The 26,224-nt window shown below is 72.8% G+C and carries 21 protein-coding genes, 2 tRNA genes and 1 pseudogene; 21 read left to right on the forward strand and 3 right to left on the reverse strand.

The window, feature by feature from the left end; all coding sequences use genetic code 11:
- The first annotated feature begins 327 nt into the window (after positions 1-327).
- The 3 genes from AB0D45_RS18645 (at position 328) to AB0D45_RS18655 (ending at position 3,493) form a co-directional block, all read left to right on the forward strand.
- Entirely contained in the window at positions 328-1,611 is a 1,284-nt protein-coding gene (locus AB0D45_RS18645) for a glutamate-5-semialdehyde dehydrogenase (protein ID WP_362460175.1), read from the forward strand.
- A 76-nt stretch (positions 1,612-1,687) separates the two neighbouring features.
- Positions 1,688-2,233 carry a hypothetical protein gene (locus AB0D45_RS18650; protein WP_361601781.1) on the forward strand — a complete coding sequence of 182 codons (546 nt, stop codon included), beginning with the start codon at positions 1,688-1,690 and terminating at the stop codon, positions 2,231-2,233.
- Between the two features lie 66 nt (positions 2,234-2,299).
- The gene (locus AB0D45_RS18655) at positions 2,300-3,493 is read left to right on the forward strand and encodes a hypothetical protein (protein WP_362460178.1); all 1,194 of its coding nucleotides are present in this window, start codon (positions 2,300-2,302) and stop codon (positions 3,491-3,493) included.
- On the opposite strand, the gene AB0D45_RS18660 is transcribed toward AB0D45_RS18655, so the two are convergent.
- Entirely contained in the window at positions 3,477-4,586 is a 1,110-nt protein-coding gene (locus AB0D45_RS18660) for a M48 family metalloprotease (RefSeq protein ID WP_362460181.1), read from the reverse strand. The genes AB0D45_RS18655 and AB0D45_RS18660 overlap by 17 nt on opposite strands.
- 140 nt (positions 4,587-4,726) lie before the next feature.
- Here AB0D45_RS18660 and AB0D45_RS18665 point away from each other — a divergent pair, with 140 nt between their 5' ends.
- The 14 genes and pseudogenes from AB0D45_RS18665 to AB0D45_RS18730 all read left to right on the forward strand — a co-directional run bounded on the left by AB0D45_RS18665 (position 4,727) and on the right by AB0D45_RS18730 (position 19,002).
- Positions 4,727-4,891 carry a hypothetical protein gene (locus AB0D45_RS18665; RefSeq protein WP_361601772.1) on the forward strand — a complete coding sequence of 55 codons (165 nt, stop codon included), beginning with the start codon at positions 4,727-4,729 and terminating at the stop codon, positions 4,889-4,891.
- An 89-nt stretch (positions 4,892-4,980) separates the two neighbouring features.
- Complete coding sequence (gene nadD / locus AB0D45_RS18670; RefSeq protein WP_361601769.1) at positions 4,981-5,598, forward strand: nicotinate-nucleotide adenylyltransferase; 618 nt, start codon at positions 4,981-4,983, stop codon at positions 5,596-5,598.
- Between the two features lie 24 nt (positions 5,599-5,622).
- Positions 5,623-7,281 (forward strand): LytR C-terminal domain-containing protein, encoded by a 1,659-nt coding sequence (locus AB0D45_RS18675; RefSeq protein WP_362460185.1) that lies wholly within the window; start codon positions 5,623-5,625, stop codon positions 7,279-7,281.
- 98 nt (positions 7,282-7,379) lie between these two features.
- The gene (rsfS, locus tag AB0D45_RS18680) at positions 7,380-7,829 is read left to right on the forward strand and encodes a ribosome silencing factor (RefSeq protein WP_361601763.1); all 450 of its coding nucleotides are present in this window, start codon (positions 7,380-7,382) and stop codon (positions 7,827-7,829) included.
- Positions 7,826-8,482, forward strand: a complete 657-nt coding sequence (locus tag AB0D45_RS18685; RefSeq protein ID WP_361601790.1) for a histidine phosphatase family protein — start codon at positions 7,826-7,828, stop codon at positions 8,480-8,482. Before rsfS ends, AB0D45_RS18685 begins: the two co-directional genes overlap by 4 nt.
- A gap of 133 nt (positions 8,483-8,615) precedes the next feature.
- Positions 8,616-8,688: transfer RNA gene (locus AB0D45_RS18690), tRNA-Ala, on the forward strand.
- Positions 8,689-8,834: 146 nt separating this feature from the next.
- Positions 8,835-9,068: a hypothetical protein gene (locus AB0D45_RS18695; RefSeq protein WP_266577344.1), complete on the forward strand. Its 234-nt coding sequence runs from the start codon at positions 8,835-8,837 to the stop codon at positions 9,066-9,068.
- A gap of 152 nt (positions 9,069-9,220) precedes the next feature.
- Positions 9,221-9,293: transfer RNA gene (locus AB0D45_RS18700), tRNA-Ala, on the forward strand.
- Positions 9,294-9,580: 287 nt separating this feature from the next.
- The gene (gene leuS / locus AB0D45_RS18705) at positions 9,581-12,445 is read left to right on the forward strand and encodes a leucine--tRNA ligase (protein ID WP_362460189.1); all 2,865 of its coding nucleotides are present in this window, start codon (positions 9,581-9,583) and stop codon (positions 12,443-12,445) included.
- 105 nt (positions 12,446-12,550) lie between these two features.
- On the forward strand, positions 12,551-13,336 hold the full coding sequence (locus tag AB0D45_RS18710) for a hypothetical protein (protein ID WP_362460192.1): 786 nt from the start codon (positions 12,551-12,553) through the stop codon (positions 13,334-13,336).
- 220 nt (positions 13,337-13,556) lie between these two features.
- Positions 13,557-14,402 (forward strand): DegV family protein, encoded by an 846-nt coding sequence (locus AB0D45_RS18715; RefSeq protein WP_362460196.1) that lies wholly within the window; start codon positions 13,557-13,559, stop codon positions 14,400-14,402.
- 100 nt (positions 14,403-14,502) lie between these two features.
- Positions 14,503-15,588: a ComEA family DNA-binding protein gene (locus tag AB0D45_RS18720; RefSeq protein WP_362460199.1), complete on the forward strand. Its 1,086-nt coding sequence runs from the start codon at positions 14,503-14,505 to the stop codon at positions 15,586-15,588.
- A pseudogene (locus AB0D45_RS18725) lies at positions 15,585-17,987 on the forward strand (ComEC/Rec2 family competence protein); the annotation flags it as partial. The gene AB0D45_RS18720 and the pseudogene AB0D45_RS18725, both read left to right, overlap by 4 nt.
- 157 nt (positions 17,988-18,144) lie before the next feature.
- On the forward strand, positions 18,145-19,002 hold the full coding sequence (locus AB0D45_RS18730; RefSeq protein WP_362460299.1) for a YceI family protein: 858 nt from the start codon (positions 18,145-18,147) through the stop codon (positions 19,000-19,002).
- 21 nt (positions 19,003-19,023) lie between these two features.
- On the opposite strand, the gene AB0D45_RS18735 is transcribed toward AB0D45_RS18730, so the two are convergent.
- Positions 19,024-19,266, reverse strand: coding sequence for a hypothetical protein (locus tag AB0D45_RS18735; RefSeq protein WP_361601746.1), 243 nt, complete (start codon positions 19,264-19,266; stop codon positions 19,024-19,026).
- Between the two features lie 61 nt (positions 19,267-19,327).
- Between AB0D45_RS18735 and holA the strand changes: the two genes are divergently transcribed.
- Positions 19,328-20,320: a DNA polymerase III subunit delta gene (gene holA, locus AB0D45_RS18740; RefSeq protein WP_362460202.1), complete on the forward strand. Its 993-nt coding sequence runs from the start codon at positions 19,328-19,330 to the stop codon at positions 20,318-20,320.
- Between the two features lie 214 nt (positions 20,321-20,534).
- On the opposite strand, the gene rpsT is transcribed toward holA, so the two are convergent.
- Positions 20,535-20,795, reverse strand: coding sequence for a 30S ribosomal protein S20 (gene rpsT, locus AB0D45_RS18745; protein ID WP_079426863.1), 261 nt, complete (start codon positions 20,793-20,795; stop codon positions 20,535-20,537).
- Positions 20,796-20,992: 197 nt separating this feature from the next.
- Between rpsT and lepA the strand changes: the two genes are divergently transcribed.
- The 3 genes from lepA (at position 20,993) to hemW (ending at position 26,219) form a co-directional block, all read left to right on the forward strand.
- Entirely contained in the window at positions 20,993-22,858 is a 1,866-nt protein-coding gene (gene lepA, locus AB0D45_RS18750; RefSeq protein WP_361601740.1) for a translation elongation factor 4, read from the forward strand.
- 191 nt (positions 22,859-23,049) lie between these two features.
- The gene (locus AB0D45_RS18755) at positions 23,050-24,942 is read left to right on the forward strand and encodes a long-chain fatty acid--CoA ligase (RefSeq protein ID WP_362460206.1); all 1,893 of its coding nucleotides are present in this window, start codon (positions 23,050-23,052) and stop codon (positions 24,940-24,942) included.
- A gap of 44 nt (positions 24,943-24,986) precedes the next feature.
- Complete coding sequence (gene hemW / locus AB0D45_RS18760; protein ID WP_362460209.1) at positions 24,987-26,219, forward strand: radical SAM family heme chaperone HemW; 1,233 nt, start codon at positions 24,987-24,989, stop codon at positions 26,217-26,219.
- Positions 26,220-26,224 lie beyond the last annotated feature (5 nt).

Consider the following 26,224-nt stretch of genomic DNA (forward strand, 5'->3'; position numbering starts at 1 on the left):
CGCTGCGCGCACTCCAGCCCCGCCGGGCGACAGCCGGCACATCCAAGCCTCGCCGGCGTTTGAGGCGCGGGGTCCGGGGCGGAGCCCCGGGGAACGGGCGAAGGGCGGGTAGGGGACCTCGCTCCGCGCAGCGGCACACCGCCCGCACCGCACCCGGCCCGCCCGCACCCGCACCCACCCGCACGCGACCCGGCGGCCCCGGCCGTACCGGCCCCGCCCCGGGACGGAGTCCGGCGCGGCGGCGCGAGGCCGGTGGGTCGAGGAGGGGCCGTCTCGGGGGGTGGAACCCCGGCGGCAGCCGGCGGGGCGGGGATTACCCTGGGCCGCATGACCTCGCTCGACGACGCCACCGCCACCTCCCCCGTCACCGCCACCGCGCAGGCGGCCCGTACCGCCGCCGCCGCCATCGCCCCACTGCCGCGGTCCGCCAAGGACACGGCCCTGCTGGCCATCGCGGACGCGCTGGAGGCCCGTACCGCCGAGATCGTCGAGGCCAACGCCGAGGACACCGCGAAGGCCAGGGCGGCCGGCACCAGCGAAACCGTCATCGACCGCCTGACCCTCACCCCGGAGCGCGTCCGCGCCATCGCCTCCGACGTACGGGACGTGGCGGCCCTGCCCGACCCCGTCGGCGAGGTCGTCCGCGGCTCCACCCTCCCCAACGGCATCGACCTCCGCCAGATCCGCGTCCCCCTCGGGGTCGTCGGCATCATCTACGAGGCCCGCCCCAACGTCACCGTCGACGCCGCCGCGCTCTGCCTGAAGTCCGGCAACGCCGTCCTGCTCCGCGGCAGCTCCTCCGCCTACGCCTCGAACACCGCGCTCGTCGCCATCCTGCGCGACGCCATCGAGGACGCCGGCCTGCCCGCCGACGCGATCCAGCTCGTCCCCGGCGAGTCCCGCGACTCCGTCCGCGAACTGATGCGCGCCCGCGGCCTCGTCGACGTGCTCATCCCGCGCGGCGGTGCCTCGCTCATCAAGACGGTCGTCGAGGAGTCCATCGTCCCGGTCATCGAGACCGGTACCGGCAACTGCCACGTCTACGTCGACGCCGAGGCCGACCTCGACATGGCCGTGGACATCCTCATCAACTCCAAGGCCCAGCGGCCCTCCGTCTGCAACGCCGCCGAGACCCTCCTCGTGCACCGCGACATCGCCGCCGCCTTCCTGCCGCGCGCCCTGGACGCGCTCGCCGACGCCGGCGTCACCGTCCACGGCGACGACCGGGTGCTGGCCGCGGCCGAGGGGGGCAAGGCCACCGCCGTGCCCGCCACCGACGAGGACTGGGCCGCGGAGTACCTGTCGTACGACATCGCCGCCGCCGTCGTGAACTCCCTCGACGACGCCGTCGCCCACATCCGCCGCTGGACCTCCGGTCACACCGAGGCGATCGTCACCACCTCGCAGGCCGCCGCCCGCCGCTTCACCCAGCTGGTCGACTCGACCACGGTCGCCGTGAACGCCTCCACCCGGTTCACGGACGGTGGCCAGTTCGGCTTCGGCGCCGAGATCGGGATCTCCACCCAGAAGCTGCACGCCCGGGGCCCGATGGGCCTTCCCGAGCTCACCTCCACCAAGTACATCGTCACCGGCGACGGTCACGTGCGGTAACCGCGGAAGGGACACGGTGTGGCCGGAACCGGCTCACACCCTGCCCAAAGACGCCCCCCAGGTCTACGCTGGTCCCGTGCCGGACGACGTGGGGGGCAAGCCGTTCCCGGACGACGGGAAGCCCGACGACGACCGCGGAGGCGCGGATCACGACTTCGCCTCCGTGGTGTTCGACGAGGCCTTCGTCCGGAACGCCGAAATCCATGAACCCAGCGCGGCCGAGCGCCAGCGCGCAGCCGACCGGGCGCGCGCCGAGGCCGAGGCCGCCCGGGTCGCCGGAGGCTGGGCGGGGGACGAGGACTACGGCCACCCCGACGGGTACGGCCTCGACGAACCCGGCTGGGAGCCCGGCCCGTACGGCTACGGCTACGGGTACGCCGAGGGCCCGTACGGCGCCTACGGAGGGGCCCTGCGCCCCTACCGCGGCCGCTCGCCCTGGCTCCGCCCGGTCGCCTGGGTGCTCGCCGTCGTGATGGGGCTCGGCATGGTCGCGCTGGCCTTCAGCGCCGTCTACCGCAGCGCCTCCGGCGACCAGGACCCCGCACCCGCCCCGGCCAGTACGCCGCTCAGGGAAGTCACCGGCGTCGGCGCGTTTACCTACCCCGTCGGCCGCCAACCCTGAAGGTACGACCCCACTTCCTGCGCCGGAGCTGGGGGCTTCTCTGAAGCGGGGACAGCGGGAGAAGCGATGGCCGTTCCAGGAGATCCGCCCAACGGCACCCCCGATGGCATCGGCGGGGGTGACGAGGAACTGCGCCCGGACGAGTACCGCTCGGTGGTGTTCGACGAGGACTTCGTCCGTGCTGCCCGGCTCCAGGAGTTCTCCGCCCAGGAACGCATGGGCGAGCACGCCCCGGCCGTCCGCAGCCGCTCCCTCTGGTCCGGCGGCGGCTCCGCCGGCCCCCGCACCGGCACCCCGGGCCGCGGCGCCCGCCAGGGCATGCTGCTCGTGCTGCTCATCGCCACGGCCTTCGCGGTCGCCGTCTACATGGGCGTGCGCAACCCGTACGTCCCCCCGGCCGGCGGCAACGCCGAGCCGCTCATCAGCACCGTCGTCCCCCTGGCACCCGCCGCCGAGGTGCCCGGCGGCCGGCCGGGCGACCTCTACGCGGACAGCCCGGCGGCCGACTACCGCATCGGGGCGGCCGGGATCACGCTCCCCGCGGCGCGGCGCACGCACCACTTCACCGAGGGCCAGGTCGTCGCTGCCCTGTCCATCGCCAAGGACTACCTGGTGCAGTCCTCGCTGGACCCGGACGTGCTCTCCGGGACGGCCTCCCGGCCCGTGCGGGTACTCCTGGACCCCGGGCAGCTGGCCCAGTTCGACGAGAGCATGGCCGCGCCCTCCGGCGACGGCCGGCACGCCGCCACCGGCTGGCTGGTCCGCTTCGACCCCGGCACCGCCGTCGTCGCCGACCCGCGCGTCCGGGTGAGCGGCAGCCTCGCCGTCCAGGAGGTGAACCCGGAGGTGCTGGAGGTGAGCACGGACCACACTTTCGTGTACGCCGTCCGTCCGGCGGCCGTCCCGCCCGCCGCCGACGGGGCCTCGCTCTTCACCGTGCGCCGCGAGCTGCGCCTGCGCTTCGACCGCGAGGACCTGACGACCCGCCGGGCGGAGGTCTCCTCGGCCTACGTGATGGCCGGGCCGCAGGACTGCGCCACCGAGCCCGCCGAGGGCTTCCGCCCCCTGCCGGCCGGAGCCGGGCCGACGACCGTGGGCCCGCCCGCGAGCGACCCGTACGCGAGCGGCCACCCCCGGCGCACCGCCGGGCTGTGCGGCGTACTCGCCCCGGCCGCCGCGCCGAGCAGCACGCCGGCGCCCTCGCAGCCGCCCCCGCAGTCGCTGGCGCCCCCGCCGGCCTCCGTCAGTCCCCTTCGGTAGCGCCCGCGGGGCCTGCGGAGCCCGTGGGGCCGGGGGAGCCCTTGGCGTCGCCGGCGTCGCGCGGGGCGCCGCCCGTACCGGTGAAGCGGTCGCGCAGCTTCCCGCCCAGGTCGCCCGCACCGCCGGCTATGTCGCCGACCAGCTTCATCAGCGGATCCTTGCTGGTGCGCACCGACTCCGCGTAGTGCGACGCGGACTGGCGGAAGGAGTCGGTCACGGAGGTGTCCTTGTCCTCGTCCCGCTTCGGGTAGTGGCCGTCCATGATCCGCTGGTGGTCCCGGCTCAGGGACCACTTCTTCAGCTCGGCGGCCCGTACCGTGGTGAAGGGGTGGGTCCGCGGCAGCACGTTGAGGATCTTGAGCACGGAGTCGCGCAGGTCGCCGCTCTCCTCGTACTCCTCGGCCTGGGCGAGGAAGGCGTCGACGTTCATCTCGTGCAGGTGGTTGCCGCCGGCGATCTTCATCAGGCCGCGCATCGAGGCGTTCACGTCCTGCCCCACCAGCAGACCGGCCCGGTCCGCCGACAGCTCCGACTTGCGGAACCACTCGCGCAGCGCCGTCACGATCGCCGTGACCGCCACCGTGCCCAGCGGGATCCAGGCCACCTTCAGCGCCAGGTTCGTCAGGAACAGCAGCACCGTGCGGTACACGGAGTGCCCGGACAGCGCGTGGCCCACCTCGTGGCCCACCACCGCCCGCATCTCCTCCTCGTCGAGCAGCTCCACCAGCGCCGTCGTCACCACGATGATCGGCTCGTCCAGCCCGATGCACATCGCGTTGGGCTTCGGGTCCTGCTGCACGTACATCTGGGGGACCTTCTCCAGGTCCAGGATGTAACAGGCGTCGCGCAGCATCTCGTACAGGTGCGGGAACTGGGTCTCGCCCACCCGCACCGAGTCCGACAGGAACAGCAGCCGCAGGCTGCGCTCCGGGAGGAGCCCGCTGAGGGCCTTGAACACCGTGTCGAATCCGGCGAGTCTGCGCAGCGCGACCAGCGCCGAGCGGTCCGCCGGGTGTTCGTAGGCCCGCGAGGAGATTCCGGGGAACCTCCTCCGCTCGCGTGCCGGTGTCGTCTCGGATCCGGTGTCCGTCATGGCGCCCTCCCCCTGGATCGGCTGTGGTGACGTGCGTGCATCCTCTCCAACGCCTGAGTCGGCGTGAGCGTGCCCGAGGCCCCCGCATACGATGTGAGGGAAGTCTCCGCCCGCTCCCCGACTCGATAGGTACCTGCCTGATGAGCCTCTCCACCACCGCCCACGACCTGGTCCTCCTCGCTGCGGAGGAAGGCGGGCACGGCGGCAACCACGAAAGCCTGAGCCCGTACCTGACCGGTGGCGGTGCGTTCGTCGTCCTGCTGCTCATGCTCTGGGTGACCACCCGCCTGAACCGCGACCGCTAGGCCGCCTCCTACCGGGTTCGTTCCGGACCGGGCTCCGTACCCGACCGGGCCGCCGCGCGCACGGCACCGGGCCAGTAGGCTCTGCGCTCATGGGAGAGCAGGAAATGCCTACGGGCCCGGTCAAGCGCCGGCTCGGCGTGATGGGCGGGACGTTCGACCCGATCCACCACGGACACCTGGTGGCCGCCAGTGAGGTGGCCGCCCTCTTCCACCTCGACGAGGTGGTCTTCGTGCCGACGGGCGAACCGTGGCAGAAGTCGCAGCGGGCCGTGTCGCCCGCCGAGGACCGCTACCTCATGACGGTCATCGCGACCGCCTCGAACCCGCAGTTCTCCGTGAGCCGCATCGACATCGACCGCGGCGGCCCCACGTACACCATCGACACGCTGCGGGACCTGAGCGCGCTCAACGCCGACGCCGACCTGTTCTTCATCACCGGTGCCGATGCCCTCGCGCAGATCCTGACCTGGCGCAACGCGGACGAGCTGTTCTCCCTCGCCCACTTCATCGGAGTGACCCGGCCCGGCCACCTCCTCACCGACGACGGACTCCCCGAGGGCGGGGTCTCGCTGGTCGAGGTGCCCGCGCTCGCGATCTCCTCCACGGACTGCCGTACGCGGGTCGCCCAGGGCGATCCCGTCTGGTATCTGGTGCCGGACGGTGTGGTGCGCTACATCGACAAGCGTGAGCTGTACCGGGGAGCCTGAGCTTCCGGAGAGAGGGGCCCCGCGGTGAACGACCCACAGGATCCGTACGACCCGTACGCCGCCCAGCTGCAGCTCATCGGCTACGACTCGTACGGCAGGCCCGTGTACGGCCAGGTGCCCGCGCAGTCCGCCCCGCCCCCGTACGGGCAGCCCTACCAGGACCACCAGCAGTACCCCGGATACGAGCAGCCCTACGAGACCCCGTACCCGTACCCGCAGGACCCGCAGGGGCAGGGCTACGACCCCTACCCGCCCCAGGCGTCCGCCCCCGGGTACGGCACCCAGCAGCCCCCGCACTGGATCCCGCAGCAGAGCGCCCCCCAGGAGCCGCCGGCCCCGGCCCCGCCGGCCGCCCAGGTGCCCGAGCCGCGCCGGGCCACCGCGGAGGAGTCCGCGCCGGCCACCCCGGACGCGGACGACGCCCCCGGCTACCGCACGGAACAGTTCGCCTTCATCGACCAGCCCGACGAGGACTCCGAGGTCATCGACTGGCTCGCCTTCACCGAGAGCCGGACCGAGCGCCGTGAGGAGGCCCGCCGGCGCGGCCGCAACCGGGTCGTCGCCCTGATCGTCGTCCTCGCCCTGTTCGTCGTCGGCGGCGCCGGCTACCTCTGGTACGCGGGCAAGCTGCCGTTCCTCGACGGCCCCGGGCAGAAGCAGGGCGCCGCGGCCGCCGCCGGGGCGCAGAAGCGCGACATGATCGTCGTCCACCTGCACAACACCAAGCGGGGCGGCAGCTCCACCGCCCTCCTCGTGGACAACGTCACCACCCGGCAGGGCGCCACCGTCCTGATCCCCAACACCCTCGGCGTCCCCAAGCAGGACGGCACCGGAACCTCCCTCGGCAAAGCCGTCGAGGAGGGCAGCCTCGGCACCCGCGAGTCCCTCGACACCGTCCTCGGCACCCGCATCGGCGGCACCTGGCGCCTGGACACCCCCTTCCTGGAACGGCTCGTCGAGCTGGTCGGGGGCATCGAGGTGGACACCGACACCGCCGTCCCGGCCGACGAGCAGGCCAAGACCCCGGCCGTCGGACAGGGCTCCCGGCAGAGCCTGACCGGCGCCATGGCCGTCGCGTACGCCACCCACCGCGCCCAGGGCGAGCCGGAGGCCAGGCAGCTGGAGCGCACCGGCAAGGTCCTCTACGCGGTCCTGCGCAAGATCCCGGGCGATCCGAAGGCGGCGGCCACGACGGTCGAGAGCATGGGCCAGATCCTCGATCCGGGACTGGACGCGCAGAACCTCGGCGGACTGCTGTCGCGGATCGGCGAGCACGCCAAGGTAGCGGCGTACCGCACCGAGGTGCTCACCGTGAAGCCGGACGGGGGCCTGACCGACGACGCCAACAAGAAGGTGGTCAAGGAGATCCTCGGCGGCTCCTTCACCGCGGCCCAGCCCGGCGCCGCCCTCCGCGTGGGCCTCAAGGACGCCACCGGGAGCGAGAAGGCGCAGATCGCGGCGAAGGCGGCGCTGCTGAACGGCGGCTACGGCCTCGTGGACGGCGGCAAGGCCGACCGGACGGCCGCCACCTCGCAGATCACGTACCAGGACGACGCCCAGCTGGACCGGGCGGTCGACGTCGCCAAGACGCTGGGGCTGCCGGAGTCGGACGTGAAGAAGGCCGAGAACGCGGTGAACGCGGACGTCGTGGTGATCCTGGGCGGGGACTACAAGCCGTCCTGACCTGGGCCTCCCGCCCGCGCGGTACGTCAAGCGCGGGCGGCGTCGGCGGTACATGAGACCCTTGTAGGGATCTGCCCGCCAACCCGAAAGCATGGCCAGTGACCGCCACGGACCGCTCCATCGAGCTCATCACCACCGCAGCCCAGGCCGCGGCCGACCGGCTCGCGCACGACATCATCGCGTACGACGTCAGCGACGTGCTGTCGATCACCGACGCCTTCCTCCTCGCCTCCGCGCCCAACGACCGCCAGGTCAAGTCGATCGTGGACGAGATCGAGGAGCGGCTGCTCAAGGAGCTCGGCGCCAAGCCGGTGCGCCGCGAGGGCGACCGCGACGCCCGCTGGATCCTGCTCGACTACGTCGACATCGTCGTCCACGTCCAGCACAGCGAGGAGCGCGTCTTCTACGCGCTGGAGCGCCTGTGGAAGGACTGCCCCGAGATCGAGCTCCCCGAGGACGCCAAGCTCACCATCGGCAAGGCCGAGGAGCACGCGAAGCTGCGCGAGGCACAGGGTGGCGACGACGACCTGGACGGTGATCTGTTCTGAGCACGACCGCCACCGGCAAGACCGGCAGGAAGATCGTCCTCTGGCGGCACGGCCAGACCTCGTGGAACCTGGAGCGCCGCTTCCAGGGCTCCACGGACATCGAGCTGACCGAGACGGGTGTGGCGCAGGCGCGCCGCGCCGCCCGGCTGCTCGCCTCGCTGAAGCCGGACGCCATCGTGGCCTCCGACCTGCGGCGGGCCGCGAAGACGGCTGCCGAGCTGGCCGCTGTCACCGGCCTGCCCGTGGCGCACGACGAGGCGCTGCGCGAGACCTACGCCGGCGAGTGGCAGGGCCTCACCCACGAGGAGATCCTCGAGAAGTACGGCGAGCAGTACGCGGCGTGGAAGCGCGGCGAGCCCGTCCGGCGCGGCGGCGGTGAGCTGGAGACCGAGGTCGCCGACCGGGCCGCCCCGGTGGTGCTCGGTCACGCCGACCGGCTGCCGGAGGGCGGCACGCTCGTCGTCGTCAGCCACGGCGGCACCATCCGTACGACCATCGGGCGCCTGCTGGGCCTGGAGTCGTACTACTGGGAGGGTCTTGGCGGCCTTTCCAACTGCTGCTGGTCCGTCCTCGGCGAAGGCGCCCGGGGCTGGCGCCTGCTGGAGCACAACGCCGGCACGCTGCCGGAACCGGTGCTCGGCGACGACGACTGACGCCTTCCGCGGCGTGCCGCAGGGGCGCGGGGGGCGGCTCGGACCCGGATTTCACTTTCCGGCTGGTCACAGGCTAGAGTTCTTCTTGTTCGCAGCGAAGAACACCGGAAACGGGGGGAACGCGGCGGAGAGCGGGGCTATAGCTCAGTTGGTAGAGCGCCTGCATGGCATGCAGGAGGTCAGGAGTTCAATTCTCCTTAGCTCCACAATCAGGATCCCGTCCCCAACAGGGGGCGGGATCCTTGCGTTTGCCCCCCTTTGTGCGCTTGCTGCCCCGGGCGCTGCCGACGTGGCAGAATCGGACCGCCGGAGGGGGACACGACGGCCCGACGCGGGAGGGAGTCGCTGACGGATGGGTGCACACCGGCGGCGGTGCGACTGGTGCGACAACGGCACGCCGATCGTGCGGGACATGGAACCGGTCAATCCCGACTACCAGTACTGGTGCGAGGAATGCGCGCGGGCGCTGATCATAAAAGGCGACCCGATCGAGACGTACCGGGAGCTGGAGGGCGAGCCGATCTACGGCCGCCTGCTCGACGAACACTGCACGCTGAAGCGCTTCTACCAGTTCGCCCGCGCATGAGCATTCCGGTCAAACCGGACAGGCGTCGGGCCCCCTCGGAAGGCCCCGGGAAACCGATTTTTGGAGTGGGGCCATGACCGTGTAATGTTCTCGATGTCGCCAGGGGGAACCGGCAAGGGAAACCGAGAAGGGGCCCGGCGGCAGAGAAGCAAGGGGCTATAGCTCAGTTGGTAGAGCGCCTGCATGGCATGCAGGAGGTCAGGAGTTCAATTCTCCTTAGCTCCACAGTGAAGAAGCGGGCCACCCGGATCGGGTGGCCCGCTTCTCGTCGTGCTCCGGGTCTTCCGGTGGCCGGTCCGGGTGCCCGGCCGGTGGAACGTCCGAGCGCCCGTAGGGGCCGCTGCGGTACCCTGACGCCATGCGTGCCGTACGCCTTCTGCTTACCGAGCCGCGCTGATCAGTGCCGACCCTTCGAGACGGTCGGCATCGGCGCGGCGTCCCCTCCTGTGCGAGGGGTTTTTTCGTTTGGGCAGGCAGAGACGGCAGAGACGATCGATGGAGCTTCAGAAATCATGAGCGAGACGAACACCCCGGCCCCCGAGGCGGCCGAGGGGCACCGTTACACGGCTGCCATGGCCGCCGACATCGAGGCACGCTGGCAGGACGTATGGGACGCGGAGGGCACCTACGAGGCGCCGAACCCGACCGGTGACCTGGCCGGGGAGCCCGCGGTCGTCGCCCGGCCCAAGAAGTTCATCATGGACATGTTCCCGTACCCCTCCGGTGCGGGCCTGCACGTGGGCCACCCGCTCGGATACATCGCCACCGACGTCTTCGCCCGCCATCAGCGGATGACCGGCCACAACGTCCTGCACACCCTGGGCTTCGACGCCTTCGGCCTGCCGGCCGAGCAGTACGCCGTGCAGACCGGCACCCACCCGCGCGTGTCGACCGAGGCGAACATCGAGAACATGAAGGTCCAGCTGCGCCGGCTGGGCCTGGGCCACGACAAGCGCCGGTCCTTCGCGACGATCGACCCGGACTACTACAAGTGGACCCAGTGGATCTTCCTGCAGATCTACAACTCCTGGTACGACACCGACGCGCAGAAGGCCCGCCCGATCTCCGAACTGGTCGCCGCCTTCGAGAACGGCAGCCGTGAGGTCCCCGGAGGCCGCGCCTGGGCCGGCCTGAGCGCCGCCGAGCGGGCCGACGTGCTGAACGGCTTCCGCCTGGCCTACGCCTCGGACGCGCCCGTGAACTGGTGCCCCGGGCTGGGCACCGTACTGGCCAACGAGGAGGTCACCGCCGACGGCCGGTCCGAGCGCGGGAACTTCCCCGTCTTCAAGTCCCGCCTGAGCCAGTGGAACATGCGGATCACGGCCTACGCCGACCGCCTGCTGGACGACCTGGACGCGCTGGACTGGCCCGAGGCCATCAAGCTGCAGCAGCGCAACTGGATCGGCCGCAGCGAGGGCGCGCGCGTCGACTTCGCGCTGGGCGACGAGGCCGTCACCGTCTTCACCACCCGCCCCGACACGCTGTTCGGCGCCACCTACATGGTGCTGGCGCCGGAGCACCCGCTGGTCGAGAAGTTCATCCCCGCCGCCTGGCCCGAGGGCACGCACGACGTGTGGACCGGCGGCTACGCCACCCCCGCCGAGGCCGTGGCCGCGTACCGCAAGCAGGCCGCCTCCAAGTCGGACGTGGAGCGGCAGGCCGAGGCCAAGGACAAGACCGGCGTCTTCACCGGTGAGTACGCCCTCAACCCGGTCAGCGGCGAGAAGGTTCCCGTCTTCATCGCCGACTACGTGCTGATGGGCTACGGCACCGGCGCGATCATGGCCGTCCCGGCGCACGACGCCCGCGACTTCGAGTTCGCGCGCGCCTTCGAGCTGCCGATGCGCTGCGTCGTCCAGCCGACGGACGGCCGGGGCACCGACCCGGCCGAGTGGGAGGACGCGTTCGTCTCCCACGACGCGGAGCTGGTGAACTCGGCGGGCGAGGGCATCTCGCTGGACGGCCTGGGCGTGGTCCAGGCCAAGGCCGCCATCACCGAGTGGCTGACCGAGCGCGGGATCGGCGAGGGCACCGTCAACTTCCGCCTGCGCGACTGGCTGTTCAGCCGTCAGCGGTACTGGGGCGAGCCCTTCCCGATCGTCTACGACCAGGACGGCGTCGCCCACTCCCTGCCCGAGTCGATGCTGCCGCTGGAGCTGCCGGAGGTCGAGGACTACTCCCCGCGCACCTTCGAGCCCGACGACGCCACCTCCAAGCCGGAGACCCCGCTGTCGCGCAACGAGGCGTGGGTCAACGTGGAACTGGACCTGGGTGACGGCGTCAAGTCCTACCGGCGCGAGACCAACACCATGCCGAACTGGGCCGGTTCCTGCTGGTACGAGCTGCGCTACCTGGACCCGAACAACGCGTCGGCCCTGGTGGACCCGGAGATCGAGCAGTACTGGATGGGCCCGCGCGAGGGCGCGCCGCACGGCGGTGTCGACCTGTACGTGGGCGGCGCCGAGCACGCGGTGCTGCACCTGCTGTACGCCCGCTTCTGGTCCAAGGTGCTGTTCGACCTGGGCCACGTGTCCTCGGCCGAGCCGTTCCACAAGCTGTTCAACCAGGGCATGATCCAGGCGTACGCCTACACCGACGAGCGCGGTGTGTACGTCCCGGCGGCCGAGGTCGAGGAGCGGGACGGCGCGTACTTCCACGAGGGCAAGCAGGTCAAGCGCGAGCACGGCAAGATGGGCAAGTCCCTGAAGAACGCCGTCACGCCCGACGAGATCTGCGAGGAGTACGGCGCGGACACCCTGCGCCTGTACGAGATGGCGATGGGCCCGCTGGACGTGTCGCGCCCGTGGGACACCCGCGCCGTCGTCGGCCAGTACCGGCTGCTCCAGCGCCTGTGGCGCAACATCGTGGACGAGGAGACCGGCCGGGTCACCGTCGTCGACGGCGAGCCCGACGAGGCCACCCTGCGCGCCCTGCACAAGGCGATCGACGGGGCCGGCTCGGACATGGCGGGCCTGCGCTTCAACACGGCGATCGCGAAGATCACCGAGCTGAACAACGCCCTGACGAAGGCGGGCCGCCCGCTGGAGCGGTCCGTGGCCGAGCGGCTGGTGCTGCTGGTCGCCCCGCTGGCGCCGCACATCGCGGAGGAGCTGTGGCACCGCCTGGGCCACACCGACTCGGTCGTCCACCAGGACTTCCCCGTCGCGGACCCGGCGTACGTCGTGGACGAGACGGTCACCTGCGTGGTCCAGGTCAAGGGCAAGGTCAAGGCGCGCCTGGAGGTGCCGCCGAGCATCTCCGACGCCGACCTGGAGCAGCTGGCCGTCACCGACGCGGGCGTCGTCGCGGCCCTGGGCGGCGCGGAGATCCGCAAGGTGATCGTGCGTGCGCCGAAGCTGGTGAACATCGTCATCTGATCGGGGACATCCCGTACGGGCAGGTTGGGGGTTCGAATGGAACCCCTGGCCTGCCCGAGGCGTTTACGGTGGAGGGGACGGGAACCGGCCGGGGAAGGGAACCTCATGGAGGTAGGCGCGTTGATCATCATCTTTGCCCTGGTGGTGCTGTTCGCGTTCCTGGGGCTGGGCGCCTGGGCCACGGTCAAGGCGGTCGGCGCGGCCAAGCGCGGCGTGGACCGGACGATCACGCAGGCCCGCCGGACGGTGGAGGACACCACCCTGAAGGCCAGGAGCCTCGGCCAGGTCGGGGTCAGCGGCGCGCTGGCGCAGCTGCGGCTGGACCTGCGCTCCTCCATGCGCACCACGCAGGCCGCCCTGTACCAGGGTGTGCAGGCGGACAGCTCGCTTCAGGAGTCCATCGCCCTCTTCGAGCGGCTGAGCCGGCACGGGCACGAGCTGGACGACGAACTGAAGCGGCTGGAACAGGAGCCGGACCGCAAGCGGATCGCGGAGCGCCTGCCCGAGCTGCGGGAGCGCACCCTCAAGATCACGAAGTCGGCGGACTCGCTGCGGTGGGCCGCGCGCGACCGCGCCCGGCGGTTCGCGGACGACGACCTGGCGGTCCTGTCGGAGCAGATCGAGGTGGAGTCGGGCGCGCTGCGCGACTGGTCCCGGGAGTCCGTGGACGACCTGGCGGCCGCCGCGGCGGCCTGGGACGCGGTTCAGGCGGGCGCGGCGGGCCCGGATGCGGCGGGTCCTCGGGCCGATTCGGGTTCGGGGGCGGGGCCGTCGCCGAAGGCTGAGGAGCCGGGGCGGTCGGCGGAGGCCGGCCGGGCGGCGCTGAATCCTTCCGCCCCGGCGGCGGCTTACCCCTGGCAGAAGGCCCCCCGGCCGGAGGCCACCACCTGAGGAGTGGGCACCGCCTGGTGGGGGCTACTGCCTGAGGGGGTCACCGCCTGGTGGGGCTACTGCCTGGTGCGGGCGACCGCCTGAGGGGGCACCGGTTGAGCGGGGCCGGTGCCTGAGGGGGTCCGCTGCCTGAGGGGGTCCGCTGCCTGAGTGGGGCGGTCCGGCGGGTGGGAGGGGCCCGGGCTGCCGGATCACCGCCTGTGCCGGTAACCTCCGGCTCATGTCCCGCCATGTCGCGATCGTCACCGATTCCACGGCCTACCTGCCCCCGCAGGCGATGGCGCGGCACGGGATCACTGCCGTACCCCTGACCGTGGTCCTGGGGGACGAGGCCCTGGAGGAAGGGACCGAGATCTCGGCCCGCAGCCTCGCGGCGGCCTTGCAGAAGCGCCGGTCGGTCACCACCTCCCGCCCCGGCCCCGAACAGTTCGTCCGGGCCTACCGGGCGGCCGCGGACGCCGGAGCGACCGCCATCGTGAGCCTGCACCTGTCCGCCGAGTTCTCCGGCACCTACGACGCCGCCGTGGTCGCGGCCCGGACCGCGCCGGTACCGGTCCGCGTCGTCGACACCGGCATGGTCGCCATGGCCCTCGGCTTCTGCGCGCTCGCCGCGGCCGAGACGGCGGAAGCCGGCGGGTCCGCCGACGAGGCCGTGGCCGCCGCCGAGAAGCGGGCCGCCGAGATGTCGGCGTACTTCTACGTGGACACCCTCGACTACCTGCGCCGCGGCGGGCGGATCGGGGCCGCCCAGGCCCTCCTCGGCTCGGCGCTGGCGGTCAAACCGCTGCTGACCCTGGACGGCGGGCGGATCGAGATGCTGGAGAAGGTGCGCACGTCCTCCAAGGCCATCGCGCGGCTGGAGGAACTGGCCGTGGAACGGGCCGGGTCGCGCAGCGTCGATGTCGCCGTCCACCACCTGGCGGCTCCGGACCGGGCCGAGAAGCTCGCCCAGCGGCTCCGCGAACGCATTCCCGCCCTGGGCGAGATGCACGTCAGCGAGGTCGGCGCGGTGATCGGCGCGCACACCGGGCCGGGGCTGCTGGCCGCGGTCGTCTCGCCCCGCTGATCACCGGAACGGGTGGCCGGGTTATCCACAACGGGCCGGTCATCCACCGGAATTGAGGACTCCGAGCGGGTGGTCCGGGTTCGGATCTAGCGTCGGTGGCATGACTCTTCGAACGCGTACGCCGCGTACCTCAGACAGTTCTCGTTTCCCGATCGCCGCCGGGGCCGGCAGCGGGCCCGGGCGGGCGCGCCGCTCCGACGGCCGGCTCCGGGACCGCCGTGGCGCCCGGGCGAGGCCCCGACCCGACCCCGCCGAGGTGCGGCGCAGGGCCGAGGCCCTGATGGGGAGTTCCCCGCCGCCGGAGGGGGTGCGGGAGGAGGCAGCCGGGGCCCTGCGGGTGGCCGATCCGCCGCCCGACGCGGAGCCGTGGCTCGGGGCCTATCCGCGGGCCTGGCCGGATCCGCCGGCCGTTGGGGAGGCGGAGGCGCAGGCGGAGGGGCCGGTGCCCGTTCCGGTTCCGGTGGGGCCGGGACGGGGACCCGGGGCGGTCGAGGCGCCGGTGGAGGGCCGCGGGCTGAGGGCCGGGGACGCGCGGCGGCTGGCCCTGCGGGAGCGGCTGCCCGTGTGGGTGCAGGTCCGGTGCGGGGTGGAGCCGCGGACGGTGGCCGCCGTGGCGGTGGTGCTGGTGGTGGCGGTCGGCTTCGCCGCCCAGCAGTACTGGTCCGGGCGGCCGCAGCCGGTGACGGCGCCCGCCGTGGTCGGCCCCGCGCCGGTCCCTTCGGCGTCGCTGCCGGGAGCGGCGCCGGCCGGCGGGGGTGCCCGCATCGTGGTCGACGTCGGCGGCAAGGTCCGCGACCCCGGGGTGCGGCGGCTGCCCAGCGGCTCGCGGGTGGAGGACGCGCTGGCCGCCGCCGGGGGAGTGCGGCCGGGCACGGACACCACCGGGCTCAACCGGGCCCGGGTGCTGGTGGACGGCGAGCAGGTGCTGGTGGGGGCCACCGCGCAGCCGGCTCCGGGCGGGCCGGCGCCCGGCGGGGGCGCGGGTGCCGGTGCCGGTCCGCTGAGCCTCGGCAGCGCGACCGTGGAGCAGCTGGACGGCTTGCCCGGGGTGGGGCCCGTCCTTGCCCGGAACATCGTCGACTTCCGCACCGCCCGGGGCGGGTTCCGGGCCGTGGAGGACCTCCGGCAGGTCGACGGCATCGGCGAGCGGAGGTTCGCCGAACTGCGCCGGCTGGTGCGGCCGTGAGCGGCGTCGTGGAGGGCCCCGGGGAGGGCGCCGGGGCGGAGCGGGCGGAGCCGCTCGATCTGCGGCTGGCGGTGCCGGCCGTGGCGGCCTGGGGTGCGGCGGCCCTGGCGCTCGGGGTGCCGGGCGGGTGGTGCGCCGTCGGGGCGGGGCTCGCGGTGGCCGCGGCGGGGATCCTGCTGTTGGCCGGGTCGAGGTGTGCGCAGCCGCTGTCGAGGGTCGGTCCCGCCGTGGCCGCCGCGCTGCTGTGCGCCGCCACCGGGGCGGGGGTGGCCGGGCTGGAGCGGGCCGAGGCGCGAGCGGGGCCGGTGGCCCGGCTGGCCCGGGAGCACGCCCGGGTGCACGCGGAGCTCACCGTCGGCTCGGACCCCCGAGTGGCCCGCGGCGGGAGCGGGCCGCCGGTGGTGGTGCTGGACGCCGTGGTGACCGGCGTGGGCGGCCCCGACGGGGCGCGGACCCGGGTGGAGACCCCGGTCCGGGTGCTGGCCGGGCATCCGGACTGGGCGCGGCTGGAGCCCTCGACCCGGGTCGCGGTGGTGGCCCGGCTGGCGCCGGCGGGGGACGGGGAGCGGGCCGTGGCGCTGCTCCGCCCGGCGGGTGACACCCCGCCCGGGGTGACGGGCGGCCCCGACCGGGTGCAGCGCCTCGCGGGGACGCTGCGCGCCGGGCTGCGGGAGGCCACCGGAGGGCTCGCGCCGGACGCCAGGGCCCTGCTGCCGGGGCTGGTGGTCGGGGACACCTCCCGGGTACCGCCCGACCTGCACGAGGCGTTCAGGGCCACCGACCTGCTGCACCTGCTGGCCGTCTCGGGCTCCAACCTGACCGTGGTGCTGTACCTGCTGATCGGGCCCCCGGCCCGCGCGCAGCAGGTCGAGCGGCGCGGGCTGGCGCCCCGGCTGGGGCTCTCGCTGCGGGCCACGGCCCTGTGCGGGGCGGCACTGACGCTGGCCTTCGTGGTGGTGTGCCGGCCCGATCCGAGCGTGCTGCGGGCCGCCGCCTGCGGGGCGGTCACCCTGCTCGCCCTGGCCACCGGGCGGCGCAGGTCCCTGATCCCGGCGCTGGCCGGAGCCGTACTGCTGCTGGTGCTGTACGACCCCTGGCTGGCCCGGAGCCCCGGCTTCCTCCTCTCCGTGCTGGCCACCGGGGCGCTGCTCACCCTCGGGCCCCGCTGGGCGGGGGCCCTGCGGCGGCGCGGGGTGGCGCCGCGCCTGGCCGACGCCCTGGGGGCGGCCGCCGCGGCGCAGGCCGTGTGTGCGCCGGTGGTGGTGGTGCTCTCCGCGCGGGTGAGCCTGGTCGCGGTGCCGTGCAACCTCCTGGCGGAGCTGGCGGCGGGCCCCGCCACCGTGCTCGGCTTCGCGGCGCTCGCCGTGGCGCCGCTGTGCATGCCCGTGGCGAAGCTGCTCGCCTGGTGCGCGGGGGTGCCGGCCGGGTGGATCGCCGGCGTGGCGCGGGCCGGGGCGCGGCTGCCGGGTGCGGAGCTGCCCTGGCCGGGCGGGATCGCGGGCGGGCTGCTGCTGGTCGTGGTCACGCTGGCCGCGGTGGGACTCGGTGCGCGGTTCGGGCGGCGGCGGGGTGCCTGTGCCGTCGTGGCCGTGCTGCTGCTCGTCGCGGTCCTGCGGCCGCCGCAGCTGGTCCGTACGCTCACCGGCTGGCCGCCGTCCGACTGGAGCTACGTGCAGTGCGCCGTGGGCCAGGGCGATGCCGCCGTGCTCGCCGCCGGCCCCGGGACGGCCGTCGTGGTGGACGCCGGGCCGGAGCCGGGGCCGGTGGACGCCTGCCTGCGGGCCTTGGGGGTGACCCGGATCCCGCTGCTCCTGCTGACGCACTTCCACGCCGATCACGTGGGAGGGCTGTCCGGGGTGCTGCGGGGCCGGTCGGTGGGTGTGATCGAAACCACCACGCTGGAGGAACCGCCCCTACAGGCCGCCCTGGTCCGGCGGGCGGCGGCGCGGGCCGGGGTGCCGGTCGTGCCGGCGGCGCCGGGGGAGCGGCGCCGGACGGGACCGCTGGAGTGGCAGGTGCTGTGGCCTTCGGCGGCGGGTCCGCCGCCGGAGGGACCCAACGACGCGAGCGTCGCCCTGCTGGTGCGCACGTCGGGCCTGACGCTGCTGCTGCTCGGCGACCTCGAACCGCCGTCCCAGCAGGCCCTGCTGAGGGAGCATCCGGAGTTGGGGCCGGTGGACGTGCTCAAGGTCGCCCACCACGGTTCGGCGCACCAGGACCCCGGGCTGCAGGACCGGATCCGGCCGCGGCTCGCGATCGTCCCCGTCGGCGCGGGCAACCGCTACGGGCACCCCGCGCCGCGTACGCTCGCACGGTTGAAGGCACTTGGTGCGGCTGTGCTGCGCACCGATGAGGACGGCTCCGTGGCCGTCTCCGGGAGCGGCCCGGGGATGAGGGCCTTTCCGGCCAGGCGGCGTCCGGATCGGCGTGGGCATACCGGGCGCGACCGCTCTGTTTGCCCACAACCCGGCAGCATGATCGAATGCGTCTTCGCCAGAACGGTCCAAGTCCACACAGCACGGGGGTGCACCAGCCATGTTCGGTCGCAGACGGGGGATGGATCCGGCCGCAGGAGCCGGTCCGCAGACATCGGCGACGGTGACACTGCCGCCTACGGCGCGGCTGTTGAGCTGCCGCGTGCTCGACACGGTCCACCAGCCGGTCCGCCAGGCCAAGTTCGAGGTCACCGATCCGATCGGCCGACGGGTCGTCAGCGGGGAGACCGATCCGTACGGGGGATTCACGGCGGCGATGCCGGAGGGCGAGTACCGGCTCACCGTCACCGCCGAGGGCTACGCGCCCTTCCACGGGGCGACGCTGGTGGGGGACCCGCAGCCCGGCACGGCGGAGATCATCCTGGACGCCGTGGAGCCGCCGCTGCTCCCGCAGCCCGGGCACTGGGAGCTCGATCCGACGCATTCGTCGATCGCCTTCACCGCCCGGCACATCGGCTTCGCGCGGATCCACGGCCGGTTCACGACCTTCGCCGGCGCGGTGCGGATAGCCGAGCGCATGGAGGACTCCTCCATGCACGTGATCATCGACTCGGCGAGCATCGACACCGGGATGCGGAGGCGGGACGACCACCTGCGCTCCACCGACTTCCTGGACGCGGCCCGGCACCCGACGGTGGAGTTCTACAGCGAGCGGTTCATCCACCGCAGCGGCAGCCGCTGGGCGGTCGCGGGGGCCCTCACCCTCCACGGCGTCAGCCGTTCGGTCACCCTCGACACCCAGTACCTGGGGCACGGCACGGGCCTGGAGGGCGAACCGCGGGCCGCCTGCCGGGCCACGGCCGAGCTGAACCGCGCGGACTTCGCCCTCGACTGGCAGTCGGTGCTGGCACAGGGGATCGCGGCGATCGGGCCGAGCGTGGAAGTGCAGCTGGACGTACAGATCGTCCACAAGGCCTGAGGGGGCGGGCGCGGGGCCCTCCTACGGGGCTTCGAGCCAGCCTTCGTACGCGGCGGCGAGTTCGTCCAGCGAGGCGGCGTCGAGCCGCTCGCGGGGGTCTTCGACGACCACCAGCCACTGGGCGTCCTCGGCGTCGTCCTCGCCGGCGAGGGCGTCGCGTACCAGCTGGGGCTCCTCCGGCAGGCCGAAGCGGTCGACGACCTCCTGGGCCACCTCCTCGGCGGCGTCGCGGTCGGGCAGTACCAGTACATGTCGCAGGTTCACCCGGCCATTCTCGGGCACCGGGGGCGGGGCGGTGTCAGTGCGGCGTGGGATGCTGGGGGCGATGGCCACCAGGAAGAACCCCACCGACGATCCGCTCGCCCCGCTCACCCTCGCGGTGGGGCAGGAGGACCTGCTGCTCGACCGTGCCGTACGGGAGGTGGTGGCGGCCGCCCGCGCGGTCGACGCCGACACCGACGTCCGGGACCTCGCCTCCGAGCAGCTCCAGCCCGGCACCCTGGCGGAGCTGACCAGCCCCTCGCTGTTCGCCGAGCGCAAGGTCCTCGTCGTCCGCAACGCGCAGGACGTGGGCGCGGACGCGGCCAAGGAGCTCAAGGCGTACCTGGCGTCGCCGTACGAGGAGATCACGGTCGTCCTCCTGCACGCGGGCGGGGTCAAGGGCAAGGGCCTGCTGGACGCGGCGCGCAAGGCCGGGGCCCGCGAGGTCGCCTGCCCGAAGATGACCAAGCCGGCGGACCGGCTGTCGTTCGTGCGCGGGGAGTTCCGGACGCTGGGGCGTTCCGCGACCCCCGAGGCGTGCCAGACACTGGTCGACGCGATCGGCAGCGACCTGCGGGAGCTGGCCAGCGCCGCGGCGCAGCTGTGCGCGGACGTCGAGGGCACGATCGACGAGGCCGTGGTCGGCCGCTACTACACGGGCCGGGCCGAGGCCTCCAGCTTCACGGTCGCCGACCGGGCGGTCGAGGGCCGGGCCGCCGAAGCCCTCGAAGCCCTGCGCTGGTCCCTGTCGACCGGCGTGGCGCCCGTGCTGATCACCAGCGCGCTCGCCCAGGCGGTCCGCGCGATCGGCAAGCTCGCCTCCGCCCCCCGCGGCGCCCGGCCGGGCGACCTCGCCCGGGACCTCGGCATGCCGCCGTGGAAGATCGACCGGGTCCGGCAGCAGATGCGGGGCTGGTCCGCGGACGGCGTCGCCGACGCGCTGCGTGCCGTGGCCGTGGCCGACGCCGGTGTGAAGGGCGGCGGGGACGACCCGGAGTACGCCCTGGAGAAGGCGGTCGTGGCGGTCGCCCGCGCGGCCCGGCCCCAGCGCCGCTAGGGGGGTGTCCGCAAAGTCCCGCACGGACGCCATGCGGACACGCGAAGGCCCCGGCCGCCGCCCTGGGGAAGGGCGGAGGCCGGGGCCTTCGGTCACTGCTTGGTTGCGCCGCACCCGCGTGGCGAACGCAGGCCGCGTGCGGCGCGGGGTGCCGGTCAGGAGCGGGAGAGAGGGCCCGCTGGGTCCGTCCCGGCGATCACATCGAGTGCGGAGCTCAGATGGAGGCAACCTTGGAGGCCAGCGCCGACTTCTTGTTGGCGGCGGCGTTCTTGTGGATGACACCCTTCGAGACGGCCTTGTCCAGCTTCTTGGAAGCCAGGCGGGCCGCAGCGGTGGCCTTCTCCGCGTCGCCGGCGAGGATCGCCTCGTTGGCCTTGCGGATGAAGGTGCGCAGCTCGGACTTGACCGACTTGTTGCGAAGGCGAGCCTTCTCGTTGGTCTTGTTCCGCTTGATCTGGGACTTGATGTTCGCCACGAAAGAGCCTTTTCAGGTTCAGAGAATTTTCCGGATGTGTCCCGTCTGCTGAGAGGGCATGCGAGACACAGCCACCCAGGCTACCAGGCGCGCTTCGACCGGCCCAAACCGAGCGCATCGCCAGGTCCATGGGACCATGGAGGCTGCGTACCGTTCCGACAGCAGCTCCGACAGCGACCCGAGAATCAGGACACTGCGTGCCCGCCATCCCCAGCCACGTGCCCGAGCCGAGCCGTACCGACCCGGCGCTGATCCGTAATTTCTGCATCATCGCGCACATCGACCACGGCAAGTCGACCCTCGCCGACCGGATGCTCCAGCTGACCGGTGTGGTCGACCAGCGGCAGATGCGCGCCCAGTACCTCGACCGCATGGACATCGAGCGTGAGCGCGGCATCACCATCAAGTCGCAGGCGGTCCGTCTGCCCTGGGCGCCCACGGAGGGGCCGGGCAAGGGCAGCACGCACATCCTGAACATGATCGACACCCCCGGGCACGTCGACTTCACCTACGAGGTCTCGCGCTCCCTCGCGGCGTGCGAGGGCACGATCCTGCTGGTGGACGCCGCCCAGGGCATCGAGGCGCAGACCCTCGCCAACCTGTACCTGGCGATGGAGAACGACCTCGCGATCGTCCCGGTGCTCAACAAGATCGACCTGCCGGCCGCCCAGCCGGAGAAGTTCGCCGAGGAGCTGGCGAACCTGGTCGGCTGCGACCCGGACGACGTCCTGCGCGTCTCGGCGAAGACGGGCATGGGCGTGGACGCCCTGCTCGACAAGGTCGTCGCCACCGTCCCGGCCCCGGTCGGCGTCAAGGACGCCCCCGCCCGCGCGATGATCTTCGACTCGGTCTACGACTCCTACCGCGGCGTCGTCACCTACGTCCGTGTCGTCGACGGCCAGCTCAACAAGCGCGAGCGCATCCGGATGATGTCCACCGGCGCCACCCACGAGCTGCTCGAGATCGGCGTCTCCTCCCCGGAGATGACGCCGGCCGACGGCATCGGCGTCGGCGAGGTGGGCTACATCATCACCGGCGTGAAGGACGTCCGGCAGTCCAAGGTCGGTGACACGATCACCAGCCTGCACAACGGTGCGACCGAGGCCCTCGGCGGCTACAAGGACCCGAAGCCGATGGTCTTCTCGGGCCTGTACCCGCTGGACGGCTCGGACTACCCGGACCTGCGCGAGGCCCTGGACAAGCTCCAGCTCAACGACGCCGCGCTGGTCTACGAGCCCGAGACCTCGGCGGCGCTGGGCTTCGGCTTCCGCGTCGGCTTCCTCGGCCTGCTGCACCTGGACGTGGTCCGCGAGCGCCTGGAGCGCGAGTTCGGCCTCGACCTGATCGCCACCGCGCCCAACGTGGTCTACCGGGTGGTGCTGGAGGACGGCAAGGAGGTCACCGTCACCAACCCGAGCGAATTCCCCGAGGGCAAGATCTCGGACGTGTTCGAGCCGGTGGTACGGGCCACGATCCTCGCGCCCAGCGAGTTCATCGGCGCGATCATGGAGCTCTGCCAGACCCGCCGCGGCACCCTGCTCGGCATGGACTACCTCTCCGAGGACCGCGTCGAGATCCGCTACACGCTCCCCCTCGCGGAGATCGTGTTCGACTTCTTCGACCAGCTGAAGTCCAAGACGCGCGGCTACGCGTCCCTCGACTACGAGCCCACCGGCGAGCAGTCCTCCAGCCTGGTCAAGGTCGACATCCTGCTGCACGGCGACAAGGTCGACGCCTTCTCCGCCGTCTGCCACAAGGACGCCGCCTACGCCTACGGCGTGCGCCTGGTGGCCAAGCTGCGCGAGCTCATCCCGCGGCAGGCCTTCGAGGTGCCGATCCAGGCCGCCGTCGGCTCCCGCGTCATCGCCCGCGAGACGATCCGCGCCATCCGCAAGGACGTCCTCGCCAAGTGCTACGGCGGTGACATCTCCCGCAAGCGGAAGCTGCTGGAGAAGCAGAAGGAAGGCAAGAAGCGGATGAAGATGGTCGGCTCCGTGGAGGTCCCGCAGGAGGCCTTCATCGCCGTCCTGTCCAGCGACGAGTCCGGCGGCAAGAAGAAGTAGCGCCGTATGCGAAACAGGCCCCCGAGCGTACGCTCGGGGGCCTGTTTCGTTATGAATCGGCCGCCGGGTGGCCCTTACGCGCCAGCCGCACGCCCCCTACTCTGAACACTGGTTACTCGCCAGTTACAAGCCCGAAGTCATGCCTGAAGTCATGCCCGAACAGGCCCTGCCGCGTGGTCCGGAGGACGTCCGTGAGCGACACACAGACCTTGATCGAGAACCGCCCGCCCACCGTGGCGGCCCTCTTCCTTGACCGCGTCGCCGCCACGCCGAACGCGGAGGCCTACCGCTTCCCCGTGGCCGCGGCGGGCCGTGAGGGCGGTCCCGACGACTGGAAGTCGCTCAGCTGGGGCCAGGCCGCCGACCGGGTCTTCGCCATCGCCGCCGGCCTCATCGGACTGGGCCTGCACGCCGAGGACCGGGTCGCGCTCGCCTCCAACACCCGCGTCGAGTGGATCCTGTGCGACCTCGGCGTGATGTGCGCCGGCGGCGCCGTGACCACCATCTATCCGAGCACCAACGCCGAGGAGTCCTCCTTCATCCTCGCGGACTCCGAGAGCCGGGTGCTGATCGCCGAGGACGCCGCCCAGCTGGCCAAGGCCCGCGAGCGCCGCGCCGACCTGCCCGAACTCGCCCACGTGGTGGTTCTGGAGGCGGCCGACGCCGTCCCCGCCGAGGGCGATCCGGAGGGCTGGGTGCTCTCCCTCGCCGAGCTGGAGGAACGCGGCAAGGAGTACCTCGCCAAGCACCCCGCGGCGGTCAAGGAGCGGATCGCGGCCATCACCCCCGACCAGCTCGCCACCCTCATCTACACCTCCGGCACCACCGGCCGCCCCAAGGGCGTCCGCCTGCCGCACGACAACTGGTCGTACATGGCCAAGGCCACCGTGGCCACCGGCATGATCCACGCGGACGACGTCCAGTACCTGTGGCTGCCGCTGGCCCACGTCTTCGGCAAGGTGCTCACCTCCGGCCAGATCGAGGTCGGGCACGTCACCGCCGTCGACGGCCGCATCGACAAGATCATCGAGAACCTGCCGGTCGTCCAGCCCACCTACATGGCGGCCGTCCCGCGCATCTTCGAGAAGGTCTACAACGGCGTCGCCGCCAAGGCCCGGTCCGGCGGCGGAGCCAAGTACAAGATCTTCCAGTGGTCGGTCGGCGTCGCCCGCGAGTACGCCAAGGTCACCCAGGACAACTACCGCCGCACCGGACGGGCGACCGCCCCCCTCGCCCTCACCGCCAGGCACAAGATCGCGGACGCCCTCGTCTACTCCAAGCTCCGCGAGGCCTTCGGCGGCCGGCTGCGCGCCGCCGTCTCCGGCGCCTCCGCCCTGGCACCCGAGATCGGCTACTTCTTCTCCGGCGCCGGCATCCACATCCTGGAGGGCTACGGGCTGACCGAGTCCAGCGCGGCCTCCTTCGTCAACCCGGGCGAGGCCTACCGCACCGGCACCGTCGGCAAGCCGCTCCCCGGCACCGAGGTCCGCATCGCCGACGACGGCGAGGTCATGCTGCGCGGCCCCGGCATCATGCAGGGCTACCACGGCCAGCCCGAGAAGACCGCCGAGGTCCTGGAGAGCGACGGCTGGCTGCACACCGGCGACATCGGCGAGCTGTCCCCGGACGGCTACCTGCGCATCACCGACCGCAAGAAGGACCTGATCAAGACCTCCGGCGGCAAGTACGTCGCCCCGGCGGAGATCGAGGGCCAGTTCAAGGCGATCTGCCCGTACGTGTCGACCATCGTCGTCCACGGAGCCGACCGGAACTTCTGCTCCGCCCTGATCGCCCTCGACGAGCCCGCGATCCTGGGCTGGGCCGTCGAGAACGGCCTGGAGGGCAGGACGTACGCCGAGGTCCTCGCGGCCCCGGAGACCGACCGGCTGATCGAGACCTACGTCCAGACCCTCAACGAGGGCCTCCAGCGCTGGCAGACGATCAAGAAGTTCCGCATCCTGCCGCGCGACCTCGACGTCGAGCACGGAGACCTCACCCCCAGCCTCAAGCTGAAGCGGCCCGTCGTCGAGCGTGAGTTCAAGCACCTCATCGAGGAGATGTACGAGGGCTCCAGGGAGGCGTAGCCCGAGGCGTAAACGACCATGGGGCGGTGCGGGACAATGGGCGCATGCCTTCCGCACTGCCCGACGGTGAACCCATGCCCGAAGACGGCTCCCTGCCGTCGCACGCCCTGGAGGGCGCCGGGGCGCGGCCGCTGGGGTTCTACCTGCACGTCCCGTACTGCGCCACGCGCTGCGGGTACTGCGACTTCAACACCTACACCGCCACCGAGCTGCGCGGCACCGGCGGCGTCCTCGCCTCCCGGGAGAACTACGCCGACACCCTGATCGACGAGGTCCGCCTGGCCCGCAAGGTGCTCGGGGACGACCCGCGCGCCGTGCGGACCGTCTTCGTCGGCGGCGGCACGCCCACGCTGCTGCCCGCCCGGGACCTCGTCCGCATGCTCGCTGCGATCCGCGACGAGTTCGGGCTGGCCGAGGACGCCGAGGTCACGACCGAGGCCAATCCGGAGTCCGTGGACCCGGCGTACCTGGCGGAGCTGCGCGCCGGCGGCTTCAACCGGATCTCCTTCGGCATGCAGAGCGCGAAGCAGCACGTCCTGAAGGTGCTGGACCGCACGCACACCCCCGGTCGCCCCGAGGCCTGTGTCGCCGAGGCCCGCGCGGCCGGCTTCGAGCACGTCAACCTCGACCTGATCTACGGCACCCCGGGCGAGTCCGACGACGACTGGCGCGCCTCCCTGGAGGCCGCGCTCGGCGCCGGCCCCGACCACATCAGCGCCTACGCCCTGATCGTCGAGGAGGGCACGCAGCTGGCCCGCCGCATCCGCCGCGGCGAGGTCCCGATGACGGACGACGACGTCCACGCCGACCGGTACCTGATCGCCGACTCCGTCATGGCCGCAGCCGGGTACTCCTGGTACGAGGTGTCGAACTGGGCCACCTCCGAGGCCGGGCGGTGCCTGCACAACGAGCTGTACTGGCGCGGCGCCGACTGGTGGGGCGCGGGCCCCGGAGCGCACTCGCACGTGGGCGGGGTGCGCTGGTGGAACGTGAAGCACCCCGGTGCGTACGCGGCCGCCCTGGCCGAGGGCCGCTCGCCGGGCGCGGGACGCGAGCTGCTGTCGGCGGAGGACCGGCGCGTGGAGCGGATCCTGCTGGAGCTCCGCCTGGTGGACGGCGTCCCGCTGTCCCTGCTGGCCCCGACGGGCCTCGCAGCCTCCCGCCGCGCCCTCACCGACGGCCTCCTGGAGGCTGGACCGTACGGGGCGGGGCGGGCGGTATTGACGCTGCGCGGGCGGCTGCTGGCCGACGCGGTGGTGCGGGACCTGGTCGACTGACCAGG

This window comes from Streptomyces sp. NPDC048352 (genome assembly GCF_040651895.1).
GTDB lineage: Bacteria > Actinomycetota > Actinomycetes > Streptomycetales > Streptomycetaceae > Streptomyces.